Here is a 22,167-nt window from a genome sequence, read left to right as displayed (position 1 = left end):
TTTATGACACTTTTTTACCAAGCAATTTTTTGACTGTAGTATCTTTTCCTTTTTTGTCTAATTCTTCATACGAAGAATTCATACTTTTATATTCAGGAACCAATGCTTTCATTCGTTTTACGACTTCTACTTTATCAAATAGTGAAGCAGAAGCAATCAATTCAGCTATATTGCTGTTTATTTCTTCATAATCATACATTTCTGCACGTGCAATCATAATTTTTTCATTGTACGTTGGCAATGTCGTTGATTTGTCATTTAATAATTCTTCGTAAAGTTTTTCACCTGGACGCAATCCAATAATTTTGATATCAATGTCTTTGTTTGGTACAAAACCTGCCAATTTGATAATTTTCTTCGCCAAATCAATGATTTTTACGGCTTCTCCCATATCAAATATGTAGATTTCTCCTCCATTCCCCATGGCACCAGCTTCTAGTACTAGTTGACAAGCTTCTGGAATGGTCATAAAGTATCGGATGATATCTGGATGTGTAATTGTTAACGGTCCGCCTTCTGCAATTTGACGTTTGAACAATGGTACTACGGAACCATTAGATCCTAATACATTTCCAAAACGTGTCGTTACATAGTTTGTTACATAACGGTTATCATTTTTAAAGGCTTCTTGTAAGGTTTGCACATAAATTTCAGCAATACGCTTTGAAGCTCCCATTACATTACTAGGGTTTACAGCTTTGTCTGTTGAAACGAGTACAAATTTGTCTGTTTTAAATTTTAAGGCGGTATCTGCCACATTTTTGGTTCCCATCACGTTGACAAAAATGGCTTGTGACGGATTGTCCTCCATTAATGGTACATGTTTGTAGGCTGCCGCATGATATACTACTTGTGGTTTATAGAGATCAAAAATATTTTCCAATTTTTCTTTATCACGAACATCTGCGATGACTGCTTCAAAGTTCAATTCTGGAAAATTAGCTTTGATTTCCATTTGTATTTGATACAACGGTGTTTCTGCCTGATCTACAATGATTAGTTTTTCTGGATTGTAGTTGGCAACTTGTCTTGCAATTTCACTACCAATAGAACCTGCGCCTCCAGTGACTAAAATTCTACGATTGTATAATTCTTTTGCAATTAATTTGTTATTTAAAACAATTGGTTCTCTTTCGAGTAAGTCTTCAATTTGGACGTTTTGAATTTGTTGCGCCAAGTTTACATTTTCTTTGTCTTCCATATCGGAAACAATTGGCGCTCTGAATACTTTGATGTTATGTTCTAAACATTCATCTACAATTCTGATACGTTCTTCTTGTGTAATGGATTTATCCGCTAGTATGATAGCATTGGCTCCATGTGCTCGCAAGATGACTGCTAGTTTTCTTTTGAGATGAATGATGGGTAATCCTAGAATTTCTTTACTTTGATTTTTTCCTTTTTTGTCAACAAAACCAATCAACTTGTAACGTACAGGACGTTCAACTTTGAGTGCGTTTGAAATGGCAATTGCGTTAGAATCAATTCCGTAAATCATTACTGTGATTTGATCATCTTTGGCAGCATAATCAAAATAAGCTTCAAATACTTGCTTTACTAAAACTCTGAAAAGCAGTAATGATGAAAACGACATCGCAAAGTAGATAAACAATTTCGGAATTAAGAATAAATTGTTTCCTCTAAATATTAAGTGCGAATAGTTTACAACTAATAATGTGATTAAGGTTGCTAATGATGCTAAGAAAAATTTAATAGCATCAATGAATGTTGAATGCCTAATAAGTCCAGCATAGGTTCTAAAGAAAATAAAGAAGAGTAAGTTGGTAATTAAGATCAATCCATCACCTGCAGAAAATCCAAAGATTGGTCCTGAAGATAAGCTTAAGTCACTTATGTTGATATTGTTAATAATGACACTTGTCAAAATTACAGCCACACAACATATAAACATATCAAAACATAAAATAAGCCACCTAGGCAAATATCCTATATTCTTAAAATCAATACGTTTTTTACTTGATTTAAGGACTTGCTTTATTGCCTCTTTTATGTTTCTTGAATTCAATACCTTCATCTTCTCAAAAAAACAGATTCTTTATTTATCGATACAAATTACTTAATTTATTTGTTTCTATGCTAGAAAAGCGGCTATAAGTTGTGCAATACGTTCTTTTTCTTGTGTTGTTAGGTTTGATCCTGATGGTAAACACAAGCCTGTATTGAACAAATTTTCACTAACATTGTCTCCGTAATACGGGTACTTTTCGAAGATTGGCTGTAAATGCATTGGTTTCCAGAGTGGTCTGGATTCTATATTATCTTCCCATAATGCCAAACGTAAATCTTCACGTGTAAAATTGGCTTTGCTTTCATCAACTGTAATACAACTTAACCAATGGTTTGAGAAATAGTCTTCATTTGGTTCTTCAAAAACTGTAATAGCTTCTACATCTTTGAAAATTTCTTTGTAGAAAGCATTCATATGTCTACGAAGTCCAATATGTTTTTCTAATACTTCCATTTGACCTCTACCAATTCCTGCAACAATATTACTCATTCGGTAATTGTATCCAATTTCAGAATGTTGATAATGTGGCGCATCATCTCTAGCTTGTGTCGCTAAAAAGATCGCTATCTTTTTTACCTCTTCATCATTACATACAATAGCACCACCACCAGAAGTTGTGATGATTTTGTTTCCATTGAATGATAAGGCAGCGTATTCCCCAAAAGTTCCACAGTTTTTTCCTTTGTAGGTGGAACCTAATGATTCTGCAGCATCTTCAATGATTACGATTTCGTATTTGTTTGCAATAGCAACTATTTCGTCGATTTTTGCTGGCATTCCGTATAAATGCACAGGAATGATTGCTTTAGGCTTTTTTCCTTTGGCGATTCTATCTTTAATTGCAGCTTCTAAATGAATGGGACACATGTTCCATGTTTCTGGTTCACTGTCAATAAATACGGGTGTTGCTCCTTGATACAGAATTGGATTCGCGGAAGCGGAAAAAGTCATGCTCTGACAAATAACTTCATCGCCAGCAGTAACACCTGCTAAGATTAATCCTAAGTGAATGGCAGCAGTTCCAGAAGCGAGTGCACCAACTTCTTTTTCTGTGTTGAGAAATTGCTTTAAATCACCTTCAAATCCTGTTACATTTGGTCCTAAAGGCGCAATCCAGTTGGTATCAAATGCTTCGTGAATATATTTTAATTCGTTTCCGCCCATGTGCGGAGATGAAAGCCAAATTCTTGAGTTCATAGTTATTCGTTATTGTACTTTTTTATTATTCCTGGATTTCCAACTACAACTGCATAGTCTTGAACATCCTTTATGATTACTGAGCCTGCACCAATAGTTGCCCATTTTCCAATTTTTATGTTCGGAATGATTACGGCGCCTGCACCAATATGTGAACCTTCTCCAATACTTACATTTCCAGTAACGGTAGCGTTTGGTGAAATATGTACAAAGTCGCCTATTTTACAATCGTGCTCTACCACTGCTGCTGTGTTAATAATGACATGTTTTCCAATGGTAGCATCGGCATTGATATTGGTGCCATTCATGACGACCGTACCTTCATCAATGGTTGCAGAGGGTGAAATGATTGCCGTTTTGTGAATGAGCGTTGCAAAGGCATTTTCTATTTTTTGACTGATGGTTTTCCGAATCTTATTATTTCCAATACTGATGAGAAATTTGTGATCAGCATATTTTGTCATTTCGGCAGACGTCACGACTGGAATTTCATGAAGAAATTCGCTTTTTGGATTATCATCAATGAACGCTTCAACTACTATATTTGTACTTGTTGCGACATCTTTTACCACTTTACCATGTCCGCTTGCTCCAAAAAGACAAATGTTATTCATTCCTTATTGTTTTATCCTATTGATTTGTTGGTTTTTAGCTTACCAAACTAATTTTTGTACTGTTTTCAATAGTATTTTCAAATCTACTAAAAAACTTCTAGTGTGATAGTAGTTGAGATTCATTTTAATTTTATCTGGGAAAATTATCTCATCGTTGTATTGCTTTGGATTTTCCTTTGAAGCTAATAATTGTTCTTCATTTACATATTTTAAAGCTGCTTCCGATGTAATTCCGGGTTTTAGCTTTAGTATTTTTCTGTTTTCGCCTTCAAGGACATCATAGTAGCCAGGCAAATCTGGACGTGGTCCCACAAAACTCATATTTCCTATTAGTATGTTAACCAATTGTGGGAATTCGTCAATTTTTGTTTTTCGCAGAAATGCTCCCCATTTTGAAGTCTTTTCCTGATTGACAAATAAGGTTTTATATTTGTACATTGTAAAAGGCTTGCCGTGTTGACCTATTCTTGTTTGCAAAAATAAACCATTTGACTTAAGTGCTATCGTTGTTATTATCCAAAGTAAAAACATTGGCAATAACGATATTGTCAGTAATGTAAAAGAAAGGATGATATCAAAAATACGTTTTCCAACCATTACATTACTTTTCGTGATTTCTATTTTTTGATGATTCTTTCCGCAATAAAGCTTTCTGCTCTTTTTACACCAACAGTTGCGCCTCTAAATTTGGCCAACGCCTCAAATGTTTCGGTAGATCGCGTATGTGGAAATTCTTTGATTTGTGACTCGAAGAAACGCATCGCTTCTATTTTTTGTTCAAAGAAATCTGAGACATCATTGAATACATTTGGAATGAAGGCTTTCTCCTGATATGGCGCCCATTCAGTTTCCGACAATGTTTCGTAACAGTATATTTCTTCTACAGTGTAGTTTCCTTGTGGTCTGGCAGCTACTAAGCTTGCACGATAAACTGCTTTGTGATCTTGATGTAAGTCACCAGGATGTGGTAAGTACAGTATATTTGGTTGTACTTCATTGAATATTTTAGAAAGCGCTACAGAAACTTTATATTCTGGAAAGGCATTTAATGCTGGCGCAGGAAAGTCTAAGAAAAATGTTTTTGTAACACCCAAATATTCGTGTGCTTTTATGGCTTCTCCTCGAACTTTTGCAATGGCTTCTTCGTTGAACAGTTCTGGCGCACCTACATTGGCATTAGTAGCAATGATAATATACACTTCATCCCCTTGACTGACTGCTTTGGCTATAGTTCCGCCGCAACCTATGATTTCGTCATCGGCGTGTGGTGCTACAACTATGATTTTATTCTTCATTTTTCAACCTTTTTTTGATCTTGTATATTTCGTCTTCTATGTTGTATCCTAACTTGTCTCCTACTTTGAGTTCCGTTTCTGGTTCTAGTTCAATTTGTTGTATCCAAAGCAAACCTTCACCACATTGTATTAAATGTCCTTTTTCATCGTCCGTTAAGAGTACACGCCCCACAACACCTTTGATGTTGATATTATTTTCTAGTTCTGATTTCCAAATGATTATTTTGGTATCTTTAAAATATGTATATGCTCCAGGATGTGGTTTACTACTCGCTTTGACAAGTCTGTCGAGATAGTTTGCGGTATTATTCCAGTTAATCCAGCCATCTTCTGGACCTCTTTTTCCGTACCAACTTGCCAAAGAATGATCTTGTGGTTCAGGGTTCCAATGTCCTTTTTTTAATTCTGGCAACCAACTATCTAGAGCTTTGTGAATGTGAATTCTTATTTTTTCTTCTACACTTCCTGCATCATCATTTTCTTCTACTTCAAAGAGCGATTGTGAAAATATAGGTCCGTCATCAGCTCCTTTTCCCATTAAGAAAAAACTCGCTGATCCCATTTCTTTTTCTAAGGTAACCCAAGCAATTGGCGCTCTTCCTCTTCCTTTTGGAAGTTTGGTAGGGTGAAAACCGATACAACCTAATGCTGGCATTTGCAACCAAACATCGTGTAGTAATTGAGAAAATCCAACCGCAAAAATAATGTCTGGCTTTTTATCAGTTGCCCATTTTACATGCGTTTCATGGTTGATTCCTTTGAAAGGTCTGAAATCTAAGTTATGTTTTGCTGCAATGGATCGTAGATCTGATAAACCCGAAACACGCGCTGCATTTTTAGGTTCATGTCCTAGCACACCAACAATATTGAATTGATACTCCACTAATTTTTCAATCGTGACTGCAGTTGTTTGTACAGCTCCTATGACGAGTATGTTATGCATCTGGTTTTTTTAAGAATTTTTCTTCTCCCATAAAAACAATGAGTACTGTTTTGAATAGGATTTTTACATCAAGTAGAAAGTTTACATTTTCTACATAGTATCGATCGTATTTCCAACGTTCTGGCCAAGTCAGGTATATGTTTCCATTGGTTTGCGCAAGTCCTGTGAGTCCTGGACTTATTTTTATTCGTTCTCTACCATCCTCATTGAATTCATCTTGTAACGCTGGCATACATGGTCTTGGTCCCACAAATGACATGTCTCCTTATAGAATGTTTATGATTTGTGGCAATTCGTCTATTTTTAATCGGCGTAAAACGGCTCCAACTTTGGTAACTTCTGCATTTCCTCTAAGAATTTCTTGTGTCGTTTCTCTAGGCTTATCAGTCATAGTTCTTATTTTGAACACTTTAAAGGTTTTTCCATTTTTTCCTAATCGTTCTTGAAAGAAGAAAAAGCTTCCTTTGGAGTCTAGTTTTACAGCAATGTATACAATGATAAATACCGGTACTAGCAGTAGACAAATTATTGCTGATACTAGAAAATCGAAAAATCTTTTTATGAAGCCTCTATACATGATTTTATAGAATTGTGTTGATTTTTTCTACATACGTTTTTGCCAGAAGTTCTCTGTCAAAATGTGTTTTTGCATGTGCATATCCGTCTTCTCCCATTTGTTGAATTTCGGCTGCACTTTTGCTCGCTAATTCTTTGGTTCCTCTTACAATGTCATCTATGTTTTCTGGCTCCACATATACACCACATTTGGCTTCATTGACCAATTGACGCGATACACCATCAATTGCTAGTAAAATTGGACGCTTGCACGACATATAATCAAACGTTTTGTTTGAATAGATGGTTTTAAATGTATCTACTTTTTTGAGCACAGAAGCACCAGCATTTGAAGCAAGTATGTATTTGAATACTTCTTGTTTGGATACAGGATCTCTGAATATTACATTGGATAGATTTCGTTTTTTGGCTTCTTCTATCAAAGATTCTTTGCGCATTCCTGCACCGATAAGTTGAAATACAATGTTTGTATCTGTGAGTTTTTCGGCAGCTTCTACCAATTGAATTAAATGATTGGCAACTCCATGCGCACCTACATAGGTAATTACAAATTTATCTTTTAAACCTAATTCTTCTTTAAAAGCAGCAGCTTCAAAATCTTCTTGTACTTTTTCAGCTAGGGTAAAATCGGCAGCATTTGGAATAAAGATTACTTTTTCTGCTGGTACATTTTTGTTTTGAATGAGTTTGTCTCTAAATGCAGGTGTTAGTACATTGATAAGTTTTGCTCTTTTGTAGATGAATTTTTCAAACCAATAGGCAAATTTTATCATGATTCCGCTTTTTAACACGCCTGTATCAATAGCAGATTCTGGCCATAAGTCTCTAATTTCAAAGACAAATGGTGTGCGTTTTAGTTTGGAAAGAATGTATGCTGTAATTCCCACAAATAATGGTGGTGACGTCACAACAATGACATCATATTTTCCTTTTGTTTTAAACAATCCTGCATAAATACTAGAAAATACAAATGAGAAATACGCCCATAATCTACCTAAAAAGCTCACATTGTAACTTTCGGATACATGACAACGTACTACATCTACTTTTTCATAAAATTGCTCGTCTTTGAACGTAAATTTTCCTTTGTAACGCTCTGCTTTTTTCCCAGTGGCATAATGTACCATTCCTGCAAGAACCGTAATATCGTGTCCTTGTTTTGCCCATACTTGCGTCATTTCATTGAAACGCGATCCGCCGCCATCTCCTTTTTCTAAGAAATACTGATGAATTAGTAATATTCTCATCTGTTATTTGATACGTATTGTAGTGTTAAACACATTCTTTTCGCTTGCAAATGTAAGCCTTATTGACTTTTCTTTTACACCGTAATACCCAGAAAACCATTTTTCTTCTGTTAACGGTTCTATTGGGTTATTGTTTTCGTCGGTTGTGATAATTTCAATAGCGTCTACATGATCTGGATGCAAGTGCCAATATTGATATATTTTTCGATCTCCTTTGTTTTGAATAACATCAGTAACTTGCCAAGTATTTTCACCTTTCGGTTTGTTTACTTTTCGTGTGTGTTGTATGTTGTTTCCAAGTTGTTTGAAGGCTTCAATTGTTCCTTCAAATTTGTAGGTATCGTTTTCTTTTTTGAGAATAGCTTTGGCTTTATTTACCCAATAAAACCATATAAATCGTCCACCTTTTAGCATTTGATCTGCTTTGTCGATACTCACCGTATTATGACCTTCTGCACCATTGAAATAGTTGACGTCGTCCAGAGCTGCATTGTATTTGTAAGAACCTGTATCTCTTAGATAATTAATTCCATCAACCCAAATATCTATATGTAAGTTATCTGATTGAAAAGGTCTGTCTTTGTATGCGCCACAACGAATAAATGTTTTTGTATTTCCATCTTGCGAAATGTAATAGCCGCTTTTTTCATACGTACTAATTTCTGGCAATGCTTCTTTCGGTTGTTTTTTAGGCTGAATTCCATACCAAAGTACACTGTTGGACTCAAAGTATGTGTGTCCATGTAGAACGGCACGCAAATCATCTAATTGTGATCTGTATAATCGATAATCATCATCCGTAAGTTTGAAGAATAATGCTCCATCATTAGGACCATAGTTTGGAAGTTTTACAGTAACAGTATCGGTACATACATCTAGAAAGTCAAGTGATTTTTTAGCACGATTATATACTACTTGACTGAATTTTTCATTGTTGAGTTTTGCCAATTGAATTCCCCAAGTAAATAATTGAATGACTACTCTGTGATAGTTCATAGAGAATTGCAAAAATGTACCATCTTCATAGATTTGATAGGCAATTTCTTGCTCAAACCATTTTTTTCCTTTTTTGCTCCACTTGTCTACGTTTGGCATAAACGGAAATAGTTTTGCCGAAAGGTATAACATTAGGGTTTCCGTAATCGCATGATTGTTACGTACTGTGATTCGAGAGAAATTAATGTTGTGATATATGTGATGTAGCTTCCAGTAGATGTTGTGCATTATTTTTTGAAATAACGCTTCTGTTAAGTTTGGTGAATCTTTGTAATAGTACAAAGCAAACATCCAGTTCATGATACGCAAACTTGCCTCTTGGCTGCATTTGTAGTTTGGACCTTGATTGATTGGATTTTTTTCAATGAAGTCTTCGATTTCAGAGAATATAAATTCTGATTGATCTTCTTCGAAATGATAGTCATAACGAATGAGATCGTATATGTAAGAGAAGCGTGCTTTTTCCCATACATATTTGATATCGCCAGCTTCTTTGGAAAGATCTTCAATTTCAGACCAATGTTTCTTGATGTTGTAACGGTATCCTGTTGATGGATTGACCAACCAATTGTATTCTTTTCCTAGCTTTATTTTTGTTTTGTTGAAGAATGTAAAGATTCCTTTTTGAATTTCTTCATAGGTTTCTAAAAGAGCTTCTTCCTTTTGTTTTGGTAAATTTGGAATGTTTTTTCCGTAAAAGAAAAAAGGTGGCAAGTTATTTTTCCAGTCTTCTAAAGCAATATATTTTTCCTGCTTTGGATTTGTGGGAAATACTTTTTTCTGCCAACCAAGTTTCGATTTAATCGTATAAAAGATTCTAAAAAAAAGATAGCGCAAACCCATGTTTGAGATAAGATTAGCTATCCTTTTTATTTTTTGAACCATAATGGTAGTATGTTATGCTGTTACTCTTGGATTATTCAATTTCAATCCACTTTCCTTCTTTTAAACTCTGTATTGCTGCGAAACTTGCTTTCGTTACATTGATTAATTCATCATACGGAATTAAAGCAATGTCTCCATCTTTTATTTTGTTTACAATAGCACCAAATTGAGCTTTGTGTCCTTTATCTAACTTTGTTTTAAGTTTAGAGAAGCCTTTTGTTCCATATCCTGACGTTTTTATGAAATTGTTCATGATAAGAGTTTTCTCCTGTGAGAACACTTCTAAACGCTCTTTTGCATACGATTTTGAACCATTTGCAAAGTAATTTATAACTCCCGTAGAACCGTTTACAAGTTTGACTAAGATAGAGGCATTGTCTGTGTTTTCTGCTGGATTTTCACCTAATGCATTCATACAAACCGCTTTGATTTTGCTTCCTGTTAAGAAAACGATTAAATCTAAGTAGTGACATGCTTCTCCGATGATTCTTCCTCCACCAATTGCCATGTCGTGCACCCAAACTTCTGGAGGAATAGCTCCTGCATTCATGGTTGCAATAACGTTCATTGGTGCATCACCAACTAAGGATTTTATTTTTTGAGTATGTGGAGAGAAACGACGATTAAAACCAATCATTAACGTTCCATTGCTATTTTGGTAGCTTTTTTCAATAGCTTCCAATTCTTCATGATTTAACGCTAAAGGTTTTTCAACAAAGACATGTTTTCCTTTGTCCAAAGCCTTTGTTACCATATCTGCATGCAAATTGTGACGTGTAGTGATCATTACTAAATCTACTTCTTTGTCATCTAACACTAAGTCATAATCTGTAGTGCTTTGCGTAATATTATGTTTTTTAGCTAAAGCCGTTCCATTTACACCACCAGAAGATACAATATGCTTTATTTGGGCGTCAGAACCTTTTAGTGCAGGCAATAAGGTCATTTTTGTAAAGTTTCCTGCTCCAACCAATCCTATAACTCCTTTGGCTGGTTTCAGTTCTTTTTTATTGACTACAATGGTATTTTCTAGTTTTGAATCTTCGCTGTATTTGATGATAGATGCAATGGATTTAGAGTTTCCAATGTCACCGTATATTTTTTCAAAATCGTTTAACGGAACTATTTCAGAAATTAAGCTTTTTACTTCTAATTTTCCTGTAGCGATCAGTTGTAAAACAGTTTCAAAATTTCGTTTTTCTGTCCAACGTACAAATGGTAATGGATAATCGATTCCTTTGAATTCGTAATCATCATCATAACGTCCTGGTCCGTATGAGCAAGATACTTGGAAGCTTAATTCTTTTTCATAGAATTCTGCTCTAGAGATATTTAATCCAATAACACCAACTAATGTAATTCTACCACGCTTTCTACTCATTTGAGCAGCTTGGGAAATGATTTCATTTGTTTTAGCTGAAGCTGTAATCAATACACCATCTGCACCAATATTGTTGGTATGATCTAGTACAAATTTAACTGGATTATTTCCTTTTAGTGGATTGAATGCAATGATTCCTTTTTGCTTGGCGATTTCTACTTTTTTATCATCTAAATCGTATCCAATAACTGTACAACCATTTGCCACTAACATTTCTGCTGTAAGCAATCCTATTAATCCTAAACCAACTACAACGATTGTTTCCCCCATTGTTGGGTTGATCAAACGAATTCCTTGTAATCCAATAGAACCAATCACCGTAAATGCGGCTTCTTCATCAGAAATATTATCTGGGATATGCGCTACAAGATTTTGTGGTACAGAAACAAATTCTGCATGTTGTCCATTAGAAGCTACTCGGTCACCAACTTTAAAATCAGTTACACCTTTTCCAACAGCAATTACTTTTCCCACATTACAATATCCAAGCGGTAATGGCTGCTCAAGTTTATTAAAAACAGCTTCTAACGTAGGCATTAACCCTTCTGTCTTTATCTTGTCCAACACCATCTTTACTTTGTCTGGTTGTTGTCTTGCTTTTTGGATTAATGAAGCCTTTCCAAATTCAACTAACATTCGTTCAGTTCCTAGGGAAACTAAACTTCTTGTGGTTTGTATGAGTACTTGTCCTGATTTTACACGAGGAGAAGGCAATTCTGCTAACTCAGTTACTCCAGTTTTGAAAGACTGTAAGATTTGTTTCATGGAGAAATTGTATTTAATTTAGTATTAGATTTTTTTAATTTGAATCGTACACTTATAAAAAAGTAAATGATAAAGAATGGAACAAGTGATATGATAAATCGTGAGAAAAACCCAAGAAATTCCGCATAATAAAATAAGGATGAGAACATAATGGCAATAAAAAAGGATGCCATTCTCACAATAATATATCTCGATCTATTTAATTTTTGTAATATAAAGCCCAGAACAACTGCAATAGCTATGGGAAAGAATATCATTCCCAGAACACCATAATTCATTTGTAATTCCGTAAAGAAACCTGTGGTAAGTGATGAATTCTTTTTTCCTCCCACAACATAACTTCCAGGGTCTATAAAGTTTTTCAGTTTTGGCCCAGCACCTAATGGTTTTGATGGCCATACACTTCTAGGTACAAAATTTGTAAATCCTGCCACATAAGTTTGTCCCCATAATTTTTCGTAATCATTTTCCAAAAGCCACAGAATGTTTTCGTGATTCCCAAAAGCTCCATTTAATGATTTTACAGATGAGTATTTAAATTCTTTATGTCTGGATGCATATATGGCATATCGTTCTTTTCCAATATTGAAGAATAGCGTAAATGCAAAGATGAGTGCAAGAAAAATTCCTCCAATTATTTTGGCTTGTTTCCTATTTAGCTTATTATTTAACATTTTATTATTAATTAGCCATGCACCGCCAATAATAAGTAACATCGTAAATATTGAGTTTCTGTTACTATTTAAAATGTAATATGTCGCACTGATTGCAATAGAGATAATCGTAAAGAAAAGTGCTTTGCGTTTGAGTTTTCTTCTAGTGGCAAGAAAATAACAAAAGATAAAGATGAATACTGATAAATATGACCAGTGCGCAAATAGCATTTGTATACCTTTTCCTTGCCCATAGCTAATACGATCTCTTAAGTATTCTGAGACTCCTACAGAAAGAATAACTGATAAATTTTTATACGAGAAATAAGCACCTACTAAAAACACAAGTATATTTATGTTGAGTATTCTGCTTAGTTCTCTGTTTCTTCCCTTTACATCTTTGAAGACTTGATAGTAATCCAATTTGAATCTGGAAAAAAAGACCATGTATACAAATTGTCCAACAACAACAAGTATGATGGAGATTAATATGGTGATAATGTTGTACTCGTTCTGATATCTAAAATAATCAGCATTTATTTGCATTAAAGGCAACAGAAGGTGAATTACAGCAAAGAAAAGAATACCCAACACAAGCGGATTGGAATAGATAGCTCCAATTCCTCGCTGGATAATAAAATAAGCTGTAAAGCCTAGTACTAATACTAATAATATCGTTAAAAATAGAACCATGTTGTTGTTTACTCGTTAAATCCAGGCACGTCTACCTCTGGAAATTTTGATTTCAAATATTTTCGTGAGTCCCCAACAATTTTTCCTGGACTACCAATGTAAATACTAAAATCTGGAATGGTTCCTCTTACTACTGTTCCTGCTCCAATGATGCAACCTTTTCCAATTTTAGAACCAGGCATTAAAATGGTTCCTGTTCCAACAAATGAAAAATCACCAATTTCTACTCCTTTTAAAATACCCAATGGTTTTTCTTGAGGAATATCAAAAGCTTTTGCAATGGTATGTGGTGACCAATCGTGCGTTAATACACGAGTATAACTTGACATGGTTACTTCTTTCCCAATTGAAATAAGACTATAATCCGTTCCGTCAAACCAAATTTTAGAAGAAATATAGTTTGGTTTGTCATTAAATTTCATTCCCCATTTTTTGAAGTACTTATACTGAATATTCGTAGCTCTTCTTGGGCTAAAATTGGAAACCATCTTCACCAAAATGAAGACGTATATTTTTTCTAATTTACCTGGCTTCATTGTTTATTTTTTTAAAAAGTTCTTTTAATTGATCTTCGTAATATGGCATAATATACGAATATTGCTCTGAATTTGATTTCAGGGTTGCCAGTTTAGCATCGTCTGCCAACAAAGCTTGTATTTCGTTTATTAATGCTTCTGTATCATTATATGGAACTATAATTCCTAGGTTGTTTTCTTTTATAAATTTTGCCGATTTTACTTCCTCATTGACAATGATTCCTATGTTCGTTTTAATAGCATCACCCCATTTGTTTGATTCGGCATATTGGTTGATCTCTAATTTTGGATCATAGTATGTAAATACTAGGTCTGACAAGAAGTAATTTGCTAGTGTTTCTGCGTTTGATAATTTACCTTTGTAAATTACATTTTTATGTTCTGCTAGTTTTTCTGCAGCTTCACAATCTAGTTTTCCTATTAATAGAATTTTTAAATCTTCATTTTCCAGTCGATTTACCAGTGTTAATGCTTGTTTCATTCCACGACCAGATCCAAGCCAACCATTAATATTTATGACAAAGCTAGCAGGTTTTTCTAAATTCTCACTGATTTGTTTGGCTTTTTCTATTTGACTTTCACTTGGTGTGTTTTTTAGTACATAAAATTTCTTAGATTTAAATTGGTATCGAGCGTCACCAGGTACTACATGATACGCTACATTCCGCGACGTTTTCTTCTCTAAGAATTTCAATATTTTATCAATTATTGACGGAAATTTATAAATCATAGAGAAACGATCTGCGTCGTCAAAAACTACTTTAAACCCTTTTATTTTCGAAACAAGCATTACAGGAAAAGCACTTTCAAAGCCCAGTGCCCATACAATATCTTTTTTACCAAATTTAAAACAATAGAAAAAGGTTTTAATCATCCACATAAAGTAGAGCCATTTTACTTTTCCCGATCCGTAGCCACCGCCATTGAGGATGATTTTTTTATGTATGTTAAAGTCAAAGCGCTTTTCTTCACGTTCACCTGGAATGCGTTCCCAACCCACATGAGTTATATCTTTATATCCCAACCCATCATGTAAAAACAACGTGAGTTTATACAAACGAGTTCGTTCTGATAATGAAGAAAGTGGTGCAACTATCTTAATGTTTTTCATTGTTAAAAAACTTAATGGCATAGGTATGTGAAATGATCAAACGAATAGTCCAGTGTAACGCTGTTAAGCAAGCAATTCCTACGACTAAGACACCTGTATCCATACCTGTAATTAGTACTATTAATATTAAAATTATATACGCTATTAAAGCGCCCCAGTTTAATGCTGCAGTTTTGTATAAATGCTTATTACTGGCAAAAATTCCTAAGTATAGTGATGATGTTGTATATATGGTTCTAATCATACAGGTTGCTAAAACAGCAACTGCAAGCCATAAGTTAATTTCACTGAAAGAAACTTTTTTGAATCGATCTAATAATAATATACCTACTACAAAAGAAATTGCAGCCATAGCCACGGCAAAAATGATCAGTTTGGATTGTAGTGCATTGTAATCTTTTCGTGTAACTGTTTTTTTGGCTCTTAGTTTGGGACCAATAAAAAATCCTATAAAACCATTGGCACTAATGATAATAGGACTAAATATGGCGAAGTAGGTAAATAATTCTGTAGAAATTGCATCGTTCCCGTAAAGGTTGATGATAAATTGCTCACCATACACTGCGCTTGTTAGCGTCATATTGTGCAAAAAGAAAGCAATTCCTGTTTTTCTATAATCTTGGTATTTTAAAACTTCTTCTTTTGGTTTTGTTTTACCGTACAATTTGATGTAAAGCGCAATTAACATTAAACAAATGATGAGTAGACTTGCCACTAAGAAATGTAGCATGTTCTTTACGGTCATCAAAAAGAAAATGATAATTAGTACTACTTTCCAACCATTAGTAGCTAGTTGTGCAATGGTGTATTTTTGATTGGCTCGATAAATTCCTGACAAGAAAACTACTATTGAAAACAAATTAAGCGCAATGAAAAAGAGCCATATTTGTTCTATGGGATAGAAAATCCAGACAATGGTAGTTCCGATGATACTGATAAGGAGTGATTGTATAAAAAACTTTTTCTTGATGTAGAAATGCAATCGCGGTTCACGAATCATTACTTGGTCAAAACCAAGAATACAAAATCCACCTAAAATAAAGAGGCTCGATTTATAAAATGCCCACTGACTAACAAACTCTTCGCTAAAATCAGCCGTAGAGATATAAATATCTAAGAAAAAAAAGCTTGCTAAACCTAAACCATAGACCGCAAGTGACGGTAAAATTTTAAGAATTCTGTTCATTGAGTTCCTCCACATTTCTCATAGCAATCTTTTTTGCTGGATTTCCAACATAGATTCCATAAGGTTCTGTATCTTTTGTAACAATGGCTCCCGATCCTATGATACAACCTTCTCCTAAACGCTTTACAGACGGCATAATAAGCGCATCTGAACCGACCCATACATAATCTTCTATTTCTAAGCTTGAGTAGGTAATTCCGTTTTTTTGCCAATCTTTAAATTTACCATTTACATCGTGATTGTGTGTAAATATTTTAGCACCTGATGAAATGGCAACTGCGTGCCCTATTTTAACGCCTCCAGAATAATCAATATATACTCCTTTTCCAAGGTTTATTTTCCCTACACCTTCAAAACTAGCATTGCTGTTTGTGTGTGCAGAAGAGATATCTACACCACTGTCTACATAGAGTTTTGGAGCAGCATAATATTTTCTGTAAAAAAACCATCGTATACTTCTTAAACCACGAACTTGAAAAATATCCATGTTCTTGACTAAGAGGATCATTATTTTGAAAATGGCGTTGTTTTTCACGACTTTAAAAAATTTTTAGCAAATGTAGTAATTTTAGGCTTCTTCACTTGATTTTACTAAGAAAAAACAATAAAAGAAGGTGAAAAATGAGATTCCTACATATCTATTTAATACCGTTTCTGACACGGAAAAAATAAATATTAATGCGATGAATGAATATTTTAAATATTTGTACTTACACTGTTGGCGTATTACTGTAACAATATAGGTTATTAATACCGCAATATATGCTAAAAAGCCAAAGATTCCTGCTTCTCCAAATACTTGTAAGTATTGATTGTGCGAATTGAATCCTACATTGTCTAGTATATCATAACTCCAACCTACGTTTTCGTGCATTCTTGCATTAAAAGCAATATCAAAACCTTCTTTTCCATAACCCCATAATGGTTGTTCGCAAACTAGTTGATAGGATCCTTTCCACATTTCCCAACGGAATCGCAAGAAATCTTTGGGTATGGACTCAGGTTCATTGATATACTTCCATGTTTGGAATACATATTCTGAAAATCTTGATGAAATCAACATCGCTACAACAAAGAAAAGCGGAAAAAGCAATAAGAGGTATGATTTTTTGGTTGCTAAAATGGCAAAGAACAGAATGATTCCTAAACCTAAAACTCCTATTAAACTGTTGGATAAAAAGATGTTGATAACAAAAAATAAAATCAGCAACAACTTGTGAAGCATTTTCCAACGCAATACATACCATACCAACGCTATGGCTAAACAAAGATACACTCCAAAATACGAACGATCTAAAAAGTTTGGAAAGTGAATGGAATAGAAGTGATTCATCCAATAGTTGCTTCCTTTGAAGACTATTTTCTTTTTGTTTTCTATTTCAATAAATTCAAAAGTACTCCAGTTAAAATCATTGATAAAAGGTTCTATAAAGTTTAGAAGACAACCCAAAGCAACACCAAATACAAAGAATTTACAAATAGTATAGAAGGTTTTTGTATCAATATGAACAATAGAAAATATAATAGGAATTGCGACTAATGAGAAACGTTTTTCAATCGTTTTTATGGAAATAACTTCATCTACCAAAAAGTGCGTAAATATGTAGATGCTGAACAATACCAAGAGTGCACTCAATGGTTTTAACTTTTTGAGATTGAGTTGCTTGACATTGAATAAACTGAGTGCAAAAAGTGCTACTAGTAATAGCGTAGAAATTTTTTCGCTCACATTTAAAATAAATGCAAAGGCTACAAGTAATAATACAATGTAGTCATTTACCGTTTTTTTCTCTCTAAAATAGTTTTGAATCGTAGCTTTCATGATGTAAAACTATAATTTATTAGCTGTTGATAAACTTTTACTCGCGTATAAAAAGACAACTACAAAACAAAAGGAGTTTGTAGTGGAAAAAAATAAGTTTCCACCAAGCGAACATACAAATAAAAATACTAAAAATAATATTACATAGAGTGCTTTTGGCTTGTTGGCTAAGAATGTTTTCTTTAATAGCAATAAATACAAACAGACACCTATAATTCCAAAAAAGAGAAAGATATCTATGAATTCAAATTCTACACGATGTATTCTAAAGTCCATTCCACCAGTGATGTATTGCACAGCAGACCAGTTTTCATTAATATACGCAATTGTATCTTGCAGTAGTAAATCTCTCTTTGAAGTGATAAATGTTAATAATCCATGTTTTTCATACAAGTAGGTTCCAAAGTTAAAGGAATTGATTGCTAATTGTATGAGTTTATCTTTTAATACAAATCCAGATATAAGGATTACTGCAATGAAAGAAATTTGATATGCTCGTTTTTTTAAGAGATATAAAATTTGAATTAGGACTAATATTCCGATAAACAAGTAACCCGACTTTGTTCCTAAAAATACAATGGCAACTAGCATAAATATTGTAGTCCAATAACTGTAATCAAGATATCGATACCTGAGATACGACAATATTGCCAATAGCATGTAGAAATAGGTACTTATGCCAGGTTCTGCCATAATTCCATTAAAACCGAAACGATCTGTGTGTGGATATGATTTAAAAAGATTGATATCAAACAATGCGCCTACTAAAATTAGTGCTAAATTAAGTTTACCTATAAAAAATAGTACATTGATAGGCTTTTCAAGATCTTTTTTCTCAAAATCTCTAAGCCCTACAATTAACAAGAAAAAAAATATTCCTTTAAAAAAGAAATACGATCTATTAAAAAGAACATGACTAGGAACTTCTTGAACTATTTTTATCAAAAGATCAATCCCAAATATGATGATAATAGCGTAAATATACCTAGCAAACTTTTTGTTTCTTAAATACATTATAAAGTAAATAAAAAGGAGTCCTACTGCTGATAATTTTAAAACGGTACTCGGATACAATGATATCCTAACAGAAAAGATTTCTTTTAAAAGTTTGGACAAGAAATTAAAGAAAAAAAGGAGCGCAGTAAAAATAGCTAAGCTTTTGTTAGATATAAGATTACTTAATACTTTTTGCATCCTTTTTAAATCTGAGATATGAATTTATGCTACAAAGGTCTCTTTGGATTTTATTCCAAAAAGACCTTTAGTATGTACTATTTTGAATTATAAAGAAAAGTTTTTAATCAGCAACTTTTGCTTTTTAGGATTTAAGATTCCATCTTTTGTATATAAATATGCTTTTACTTCTTTTACTTTGGTAACATTAGCTGGATAATCCGCAAACATCACTACAGGATACTTTCCTTCTCTCATCACTTTACACTTGGTACTTTTTACCATAAATCCTTTTTTCTGGTCTTTTTTAGCCAGTTCTTTAGGGTTTTCAGGATATAACATTACTGCTAAAGTGTACTGAGATAATGCTTGTAAGTCTGTATTGTCTCCAACATAAAAAAGAAAACTATGTGTTCCATCAGTACTTCCTTTTACAACACCAACTTCTTCAAACTGGATATCGTCAGAGAATTCATGTATATCTTCATGAATGATTAATGGCTCTGCAGAAAGCTTTGATATTTCCGGAAGCGCCATAATTGCCAATTCTTTTTCGGTTGGCTTTTTTTCTTCTGGTTTTTTAGTTTCTTGTTGCTTAGGCTCTTCTCCAGTTTTCTTTTTTTCCTCTGATCCGCATGCAATCAGAAAAAGACCCAAGGCTACTACTAATACTTTTTTCATAATTACTTTTTATGTTTTATTTATAAATTCCACAAAAGTCAAGAGTTATTTTTACTCTTTCAGAATTCGCAAATTCTCTATGTGCAACCAAATATACAATAATATCTGCTTGTTCTACAGCATCTTCCCTATCGTAAATTTCATATTTGTTGTGCGACTTGATATTTGGCTCTACTGCCAATACGTTGAAACCGTCATTTACTAAAGTATCTACTACTTGCAATGCTGGAGATTCGCGTAAATCGTCAATATTTGGTTTAAATGCCAATCCCATACAAGCAATTTTAGCATCTCTACCGTTGTCTATCTTAAATTGTAACGCAGTGCTTTTTACTTTTTCAATAGCCCACTCCGTTTTGTAATTGTTGATTTCTCTAGCTGAACGAATGATTTTTGCTTGCTCAGGGAATTCAGAAACAATAAACCAAGGATCTACTGCAATACAGTGTCCTCCAACTCCCGTTCCTGGTTGTAAAATGTTTACACGGGGATGTTTGTTAGCTAAATTGATTAGTTCCCATACATTGATTCCAGCTTCATCACAAATCATAGATAATTCGTTTGCAAAGGCAATTTGAACGTCTCTAGATGAGTTTTCAACCAACTTACACATTTCTGCTGTTTTAGAGTTGGTTTTATGCAAAGTTCCTTTTACAAAGTGTCTGTAAAATTCAACTGCTTTTTCGGTAGATTCTGTATTGATTCCACCAATAGCTCTGTCATTATGCTCTAATTCGTAAATTACATTTCCTGGTAATACACGCTCTGGGCAATATGCCATGTAAATTTTTCCTGCAAGTTCTGGGCGTTCTGCCTCAATAACTGCTTGCATTTTTTCAGTAGTTCCTACAGGACTTGTAGATTCTATAATAACTAATGCGCCTTCTTTTAAGGTTGGTAATAATGCTCTTGTAGCAGATTCTACATACGAGATATCTGGCTCATAATCACCTTTAAATGGTGTTGGAACCGCAATTAGGTATACATCTGCCTCTACTGGTGATGTACTTGCTGTTAAATATCCTTCTTTTACTACGTGATGTACCAAACCGTCTAAATCTGGTTCTACAATGTGGATTTCTCCTTTATTAATCGTATCTACAACATGTTGATGAATATCAACTCCTGTTACTTTTATTTCTTTACTTGCAATTAACGCTGCTGTAGGAAGTCCAATATATCCTAGACCTACCATAACAACACTTGGTTTGTTACTTCCCATGATTCTTATTGTAATTTTGACATGTATTTAACGATCTTATCACACGCTGTTCCATCTCCGTATGGATTGTGTAGTTTACTCATTTTGTGATAAGCAGATTCGTCTGTTAGTAATTTGTTAGCTTCACTGATAATTTTTTCGGTATTAGTTCCTACCAATAATACGGTTCCTGCGTCTACAGCTTCTGGGCGTTCTGTAGTGTCACGCATTACCAATACAGGTTTTCCTAAACTTGGTGCTTCTTCTTGGACGCCTCCACTATCAGTAATTATTAAGCTCGATTTGTCCATTAACCATACAAATGCAGGATATGATAACGGATTTATTAGATTTACATTATCTATGTCTGCTAATAATTCGTATACCGGCTTTTGTACGTTTGGATTTAAGTGTACAGGATAAATAATTTGTGTATCTGGATGATTTAAAGCAATTTGCTTTAACGCCGTACAGATGTTGATAAATCCTTGTCCGTGATTTTCTCTACGATGTCCTGTAACCAATATCAAACGCTTAGAACTGTCAACCAATCCTTTTAAGTCTTCGATTTCTTGATCTTGGAATCCTTCCGATTTTACTTTATCTGCGCTAAAATGCAACGCATCAATCACGGTATTTCCTGTAATTAATATATTTTCGTCTGCCACATTTTCGTTAAGCAGATTGTTTTTTGATGTTTCTGTTGGTGAGAAGTGATAATCACAAATGCTTCCCGTAACACATCTGTTGATTTCTTCTGGGAAAGGCGATCTTTTGTTAAACGTACGCAATCCTGCTTCTACGTGACATACTTTCGCTCCCGAATAAAACGCAGCAATACTTGTTGCCATCGTTGTGGTTGTATCTCCATGAACATACACATAGTCTGGCTGAAAATCTTCCAATACAGGTTTTAAGTTCGTAATGATATCTGCAGTTAATCCATATAAATTTTGATTAGGCTTCATCAGGTCCAAATCGTAGTCTGGAGTGATTTCAAAAAATGAAAGTACCTGATCCAACATTTCTCTGTGTTGTGCCGTGATACAAACTTTTGTTTCAAAAGTGTCTTGGTGTTTTAAAAATTCCTTTACCAGCGGCGCCATTTTAATAGCTTCTGGTCGTGTACCAAATACAATTAGGTTTTTTTTCATCAGTTTGTTTTTGTTCTTAGTTTACTTTT

General features: G+C 34.0%; 19 protein-coding genes and 1 pseudogene. All 20 read right to left on the bottom strand.

Features of this window, described 5'->3' with window-relative positions; translation table 11 throughout:
- Window position 1: 1 nt before the first annotated feature.
- A complete protein-coding gene (locus MK119_RS06720; protein ID WP_290672096.1) occupies window positions 2–2,035 on the bottom strand; it encodes a nucleoside-diphosphate sugar epimerase/dehydratase in 2,034 nt (677 codons plus the stop codon).
- Window positions 2,036–2,092: 57 nt separating this feature from the next.
- Window positions 2,093–3,226, bottom strand: coding sequence for an aminotransferase class I/II-fold pyridoxal phosphate-dependent enzyme (locus MK119_RS06715; protein WP_290672094.1), 1,134 nt, complete (start codon window positions 3,224–3,226; stop codon window positions 2,093–2,095).
- Window positions 3,227–3,228: 2 nt separating this feature from the next.
- Window positions 3,229–3,840 (bottom strand): acetyltransferase, encoded by a 612-nt coding sequence (locus MK119_RS06710; protein WP_290672093.1) that lies wholly within the window; start codon window positions 3,838–3,840, stop codon window positions 3,229–3,231.
- Window positions 3,841–3,879: 39 nt separating this feature from the next.
- A complete protein-coding gene (locus MK119_RS06705; RefSeq protein WP_290672091.1) occupies window positions 3,880–4,437 on the bottom strand; it encodes a sugar transferase in 558 nt (185 codons plus the stop codon).
- A 20-nt stretch (window positions 4,438–4,457) separates the two neighbouring features.
- A complete protein-coding gene (locus MK119_RS06700) occupies window positions 4,458–5,135 on the bottom strand; it encodes a PIG-L deacetylase family protein (RefSeq protein WP_290672089.1) in 678 nt (225 codons plus the stop codon).
- Window positions 5,125–6,078 carry a formyltransferase family protein gene (locus tag MK119_RS06695; protein WP_290672087.1) on the bottom strand — a complete coding sequence of 318 codons (954 nt, stop codon included), beginning with the start codon at window positions 6,076–6,078 and terminating at the stop codon, window positions 5,125–5,127. The genes MK119_RS06700 and MK119_RS06695 overlap by 11 nt, the downstream gene beginning before the upstream one ends.
- A pseudogene (locus MK119_RS06690) lies at window positions 6,071–6,655 on the bottom strand (sugar transferase). Before MK119_RS06690 ends, MK119_RS06695 begins: the two are co-directional and overlap by 8 nt.
- 4 nt (window positions 6,656–6,659) lie before the next feature.
- Window positions 6,660–7,901, bottom strand: coding sequence for a glycosyltransferase family 4 protein (locus MK119_RS06685; RefSeq protein WP_290672085.1), 1,242 nt, complete (start codon window positions 7,899–7,901; stop codon window positions 6,660–6,662).
- 3 nt (window positions 7,902–7,904) lie between these two features.
- Window positions 7,905–9,782, bottom strand: a complete 1,878-nt coding sequence (locus MK119_RS06680) for an alginate lyase family protein (RefSeq protein ID WP_290672083.1) — start codon at window positions 9,780–9,782, stop codon at window positions 7,905–7,907.
- A 31-nt stretch (window positions 9,783–9,813) separates the two neighbouring features.
- Window positions 9,814–11,928, bottom strand: a complete 2,115-nt coding sequence (locus MK119_RS06675; protein ID WP_290672081.1) for a bi-domain-containing oxidoreductase — start codon at window positions 11,926–11,928, stop codon at window positions 9,814–9,816.
- On the bottom strand, window positions 11,925–13,274 hold the full coding sequence (locus MK119_RS06670; RefSeq protein ID WP_290672079.1) for an O-antigen polymerase: 1,350 nt from the start codon (window positions 13,272–13,274) through the stop codon (window positions 11,925–11,927). Before MK119_RS06670 ends, MK119_RS06675 begins: the two co-directional genes overlap by 4 nt.
- 8 nt (window positions 13,275–13,282) lie before the next feature.
- The gene (locus tag MK119_RS06665) at window positions 13,283–13,810 is read right to left on the bottom strand and encodes an acyltransferase (RefSeq protein ID WP_290672077.1); all 528 of its coding nucleotides are present in this window, start codon (window positions 13,808–13,810) and stop codon (window positions 13,283–13,285) included.
- Window positions 13,797–14,921 (bottom strand): hypothetical protein, encoded by a 1,125-nt coding sequence (locus tag MK119_RS06660; RefSeq protein ID WP_290672075.1) that lies wholly within the window; start codon window positions 14,919–14,921, stop codon window positions 13,797–13,799. Before MK119_RS06660 ends, MK119_RS06665 begins: the two co-directional genes overlap by 14 nt.
- Complete coding sequence (locus MK119_RS06655; protein ID WP_290672074.1) at window positions 14,908–16,107, bottom strand: hypothetical protein; 1,200 nt, start codon at window positions 16,105–16,107, stop codon at window positions 14,908–14,910. Before MK119_RS06655 ends, MK119_RS06660 begins: the two co-directional genes overlap by 14 nt.
- Window positions 16,091–16,594 carry an acyltransferase gene (locus tag MK119_RS06650; RefSeq protein WP_290672072.1) on the bottom strand — a complete coding sequence of 168 codons (504 nt, stop codon included), beginning with the start codon at window positions 16,592–16,594 and terminating at the stop codon, window positions 16,091–16,093. Before MK119_RS06650 ends, MK119_RS06655 begins: the two co-directional genes overlap by 17 nt.
- A gap of 81 nt (window positions 16,595–16,675) precedes the next feature.
- Window positions 16,676–17,929: an O-antigen ligase family protein gene (locus MK119_RS06645; RefSeq protein WP_290672070.1), complete on the bottom strand. Its 1,254-nt coding sequence runs from the start codon at window positions 17,927–17,929 to the stop codon at window positions 16,676–16,678.
- 9 nt (window positions 17,930–17,938) lie between these two features.
- Window positions 17,939–18,793, bottom strand: a complete 855-nt coding sequence (locus MK119_RS06640) for a hypothetical protein (RefSeq protein WP_290672068.1) — start codon at window positions 18,791–18,793, stop codon at window positions 17,939–17,941.
- 417 nt (window positions 18,794–19,210) lie between these two features.
- A complete protein-coding gene (locus MK119_RS06635) occupies window positions 19,211–19,783 on the bottom strand; it encodes a hypothetical protein (protein ID WP_290672066.1) in 573 nt (190 codons plus the stop codon).
- A 16-nt stretch (window positions 19,784–19,799) separates the two neighbouring features.
- On the bottom strand, window positions 19,800–21,005 hold the full coding sequence (wecC, locus tag MK119_RS06630; protein WP_290672063.1) for a UDP-N-acetyl-D-mannosamine dehydrogenase: 1,206 nt from the start codon (window positions 21,003–21,005) through the stop codon (window positions 19,800–19,802).
- Between the two features lie 5 nt (window positions 21,006–21,010).
- Entirely contained in the window at window positions 21,011–22,138 is a 1,128-nt protein-coding gene (gene wecB / locus MK119_RS06625) for a UDP-N-acetylglucosamine 2-epimerase (non-hydrolyzing) (protein ID WP_290672061.1), read from the bottom strand.
- Window positions 22,139–22,167: the final 29 nt, after the last annotated feature.

This window comes from Kordia sp., from assembly GCF_022447245.1.
GTDB lineage: Bacteria > Bacteroidota > Bacteroidia > Flavobacteriales > Flavobacteriaceae > Kordia.
The sequence above is the reverse complement of the archived record's forward strand: the minus strand, read 5'-3'. Positions and strand labels throughout refer to the sequence as shown.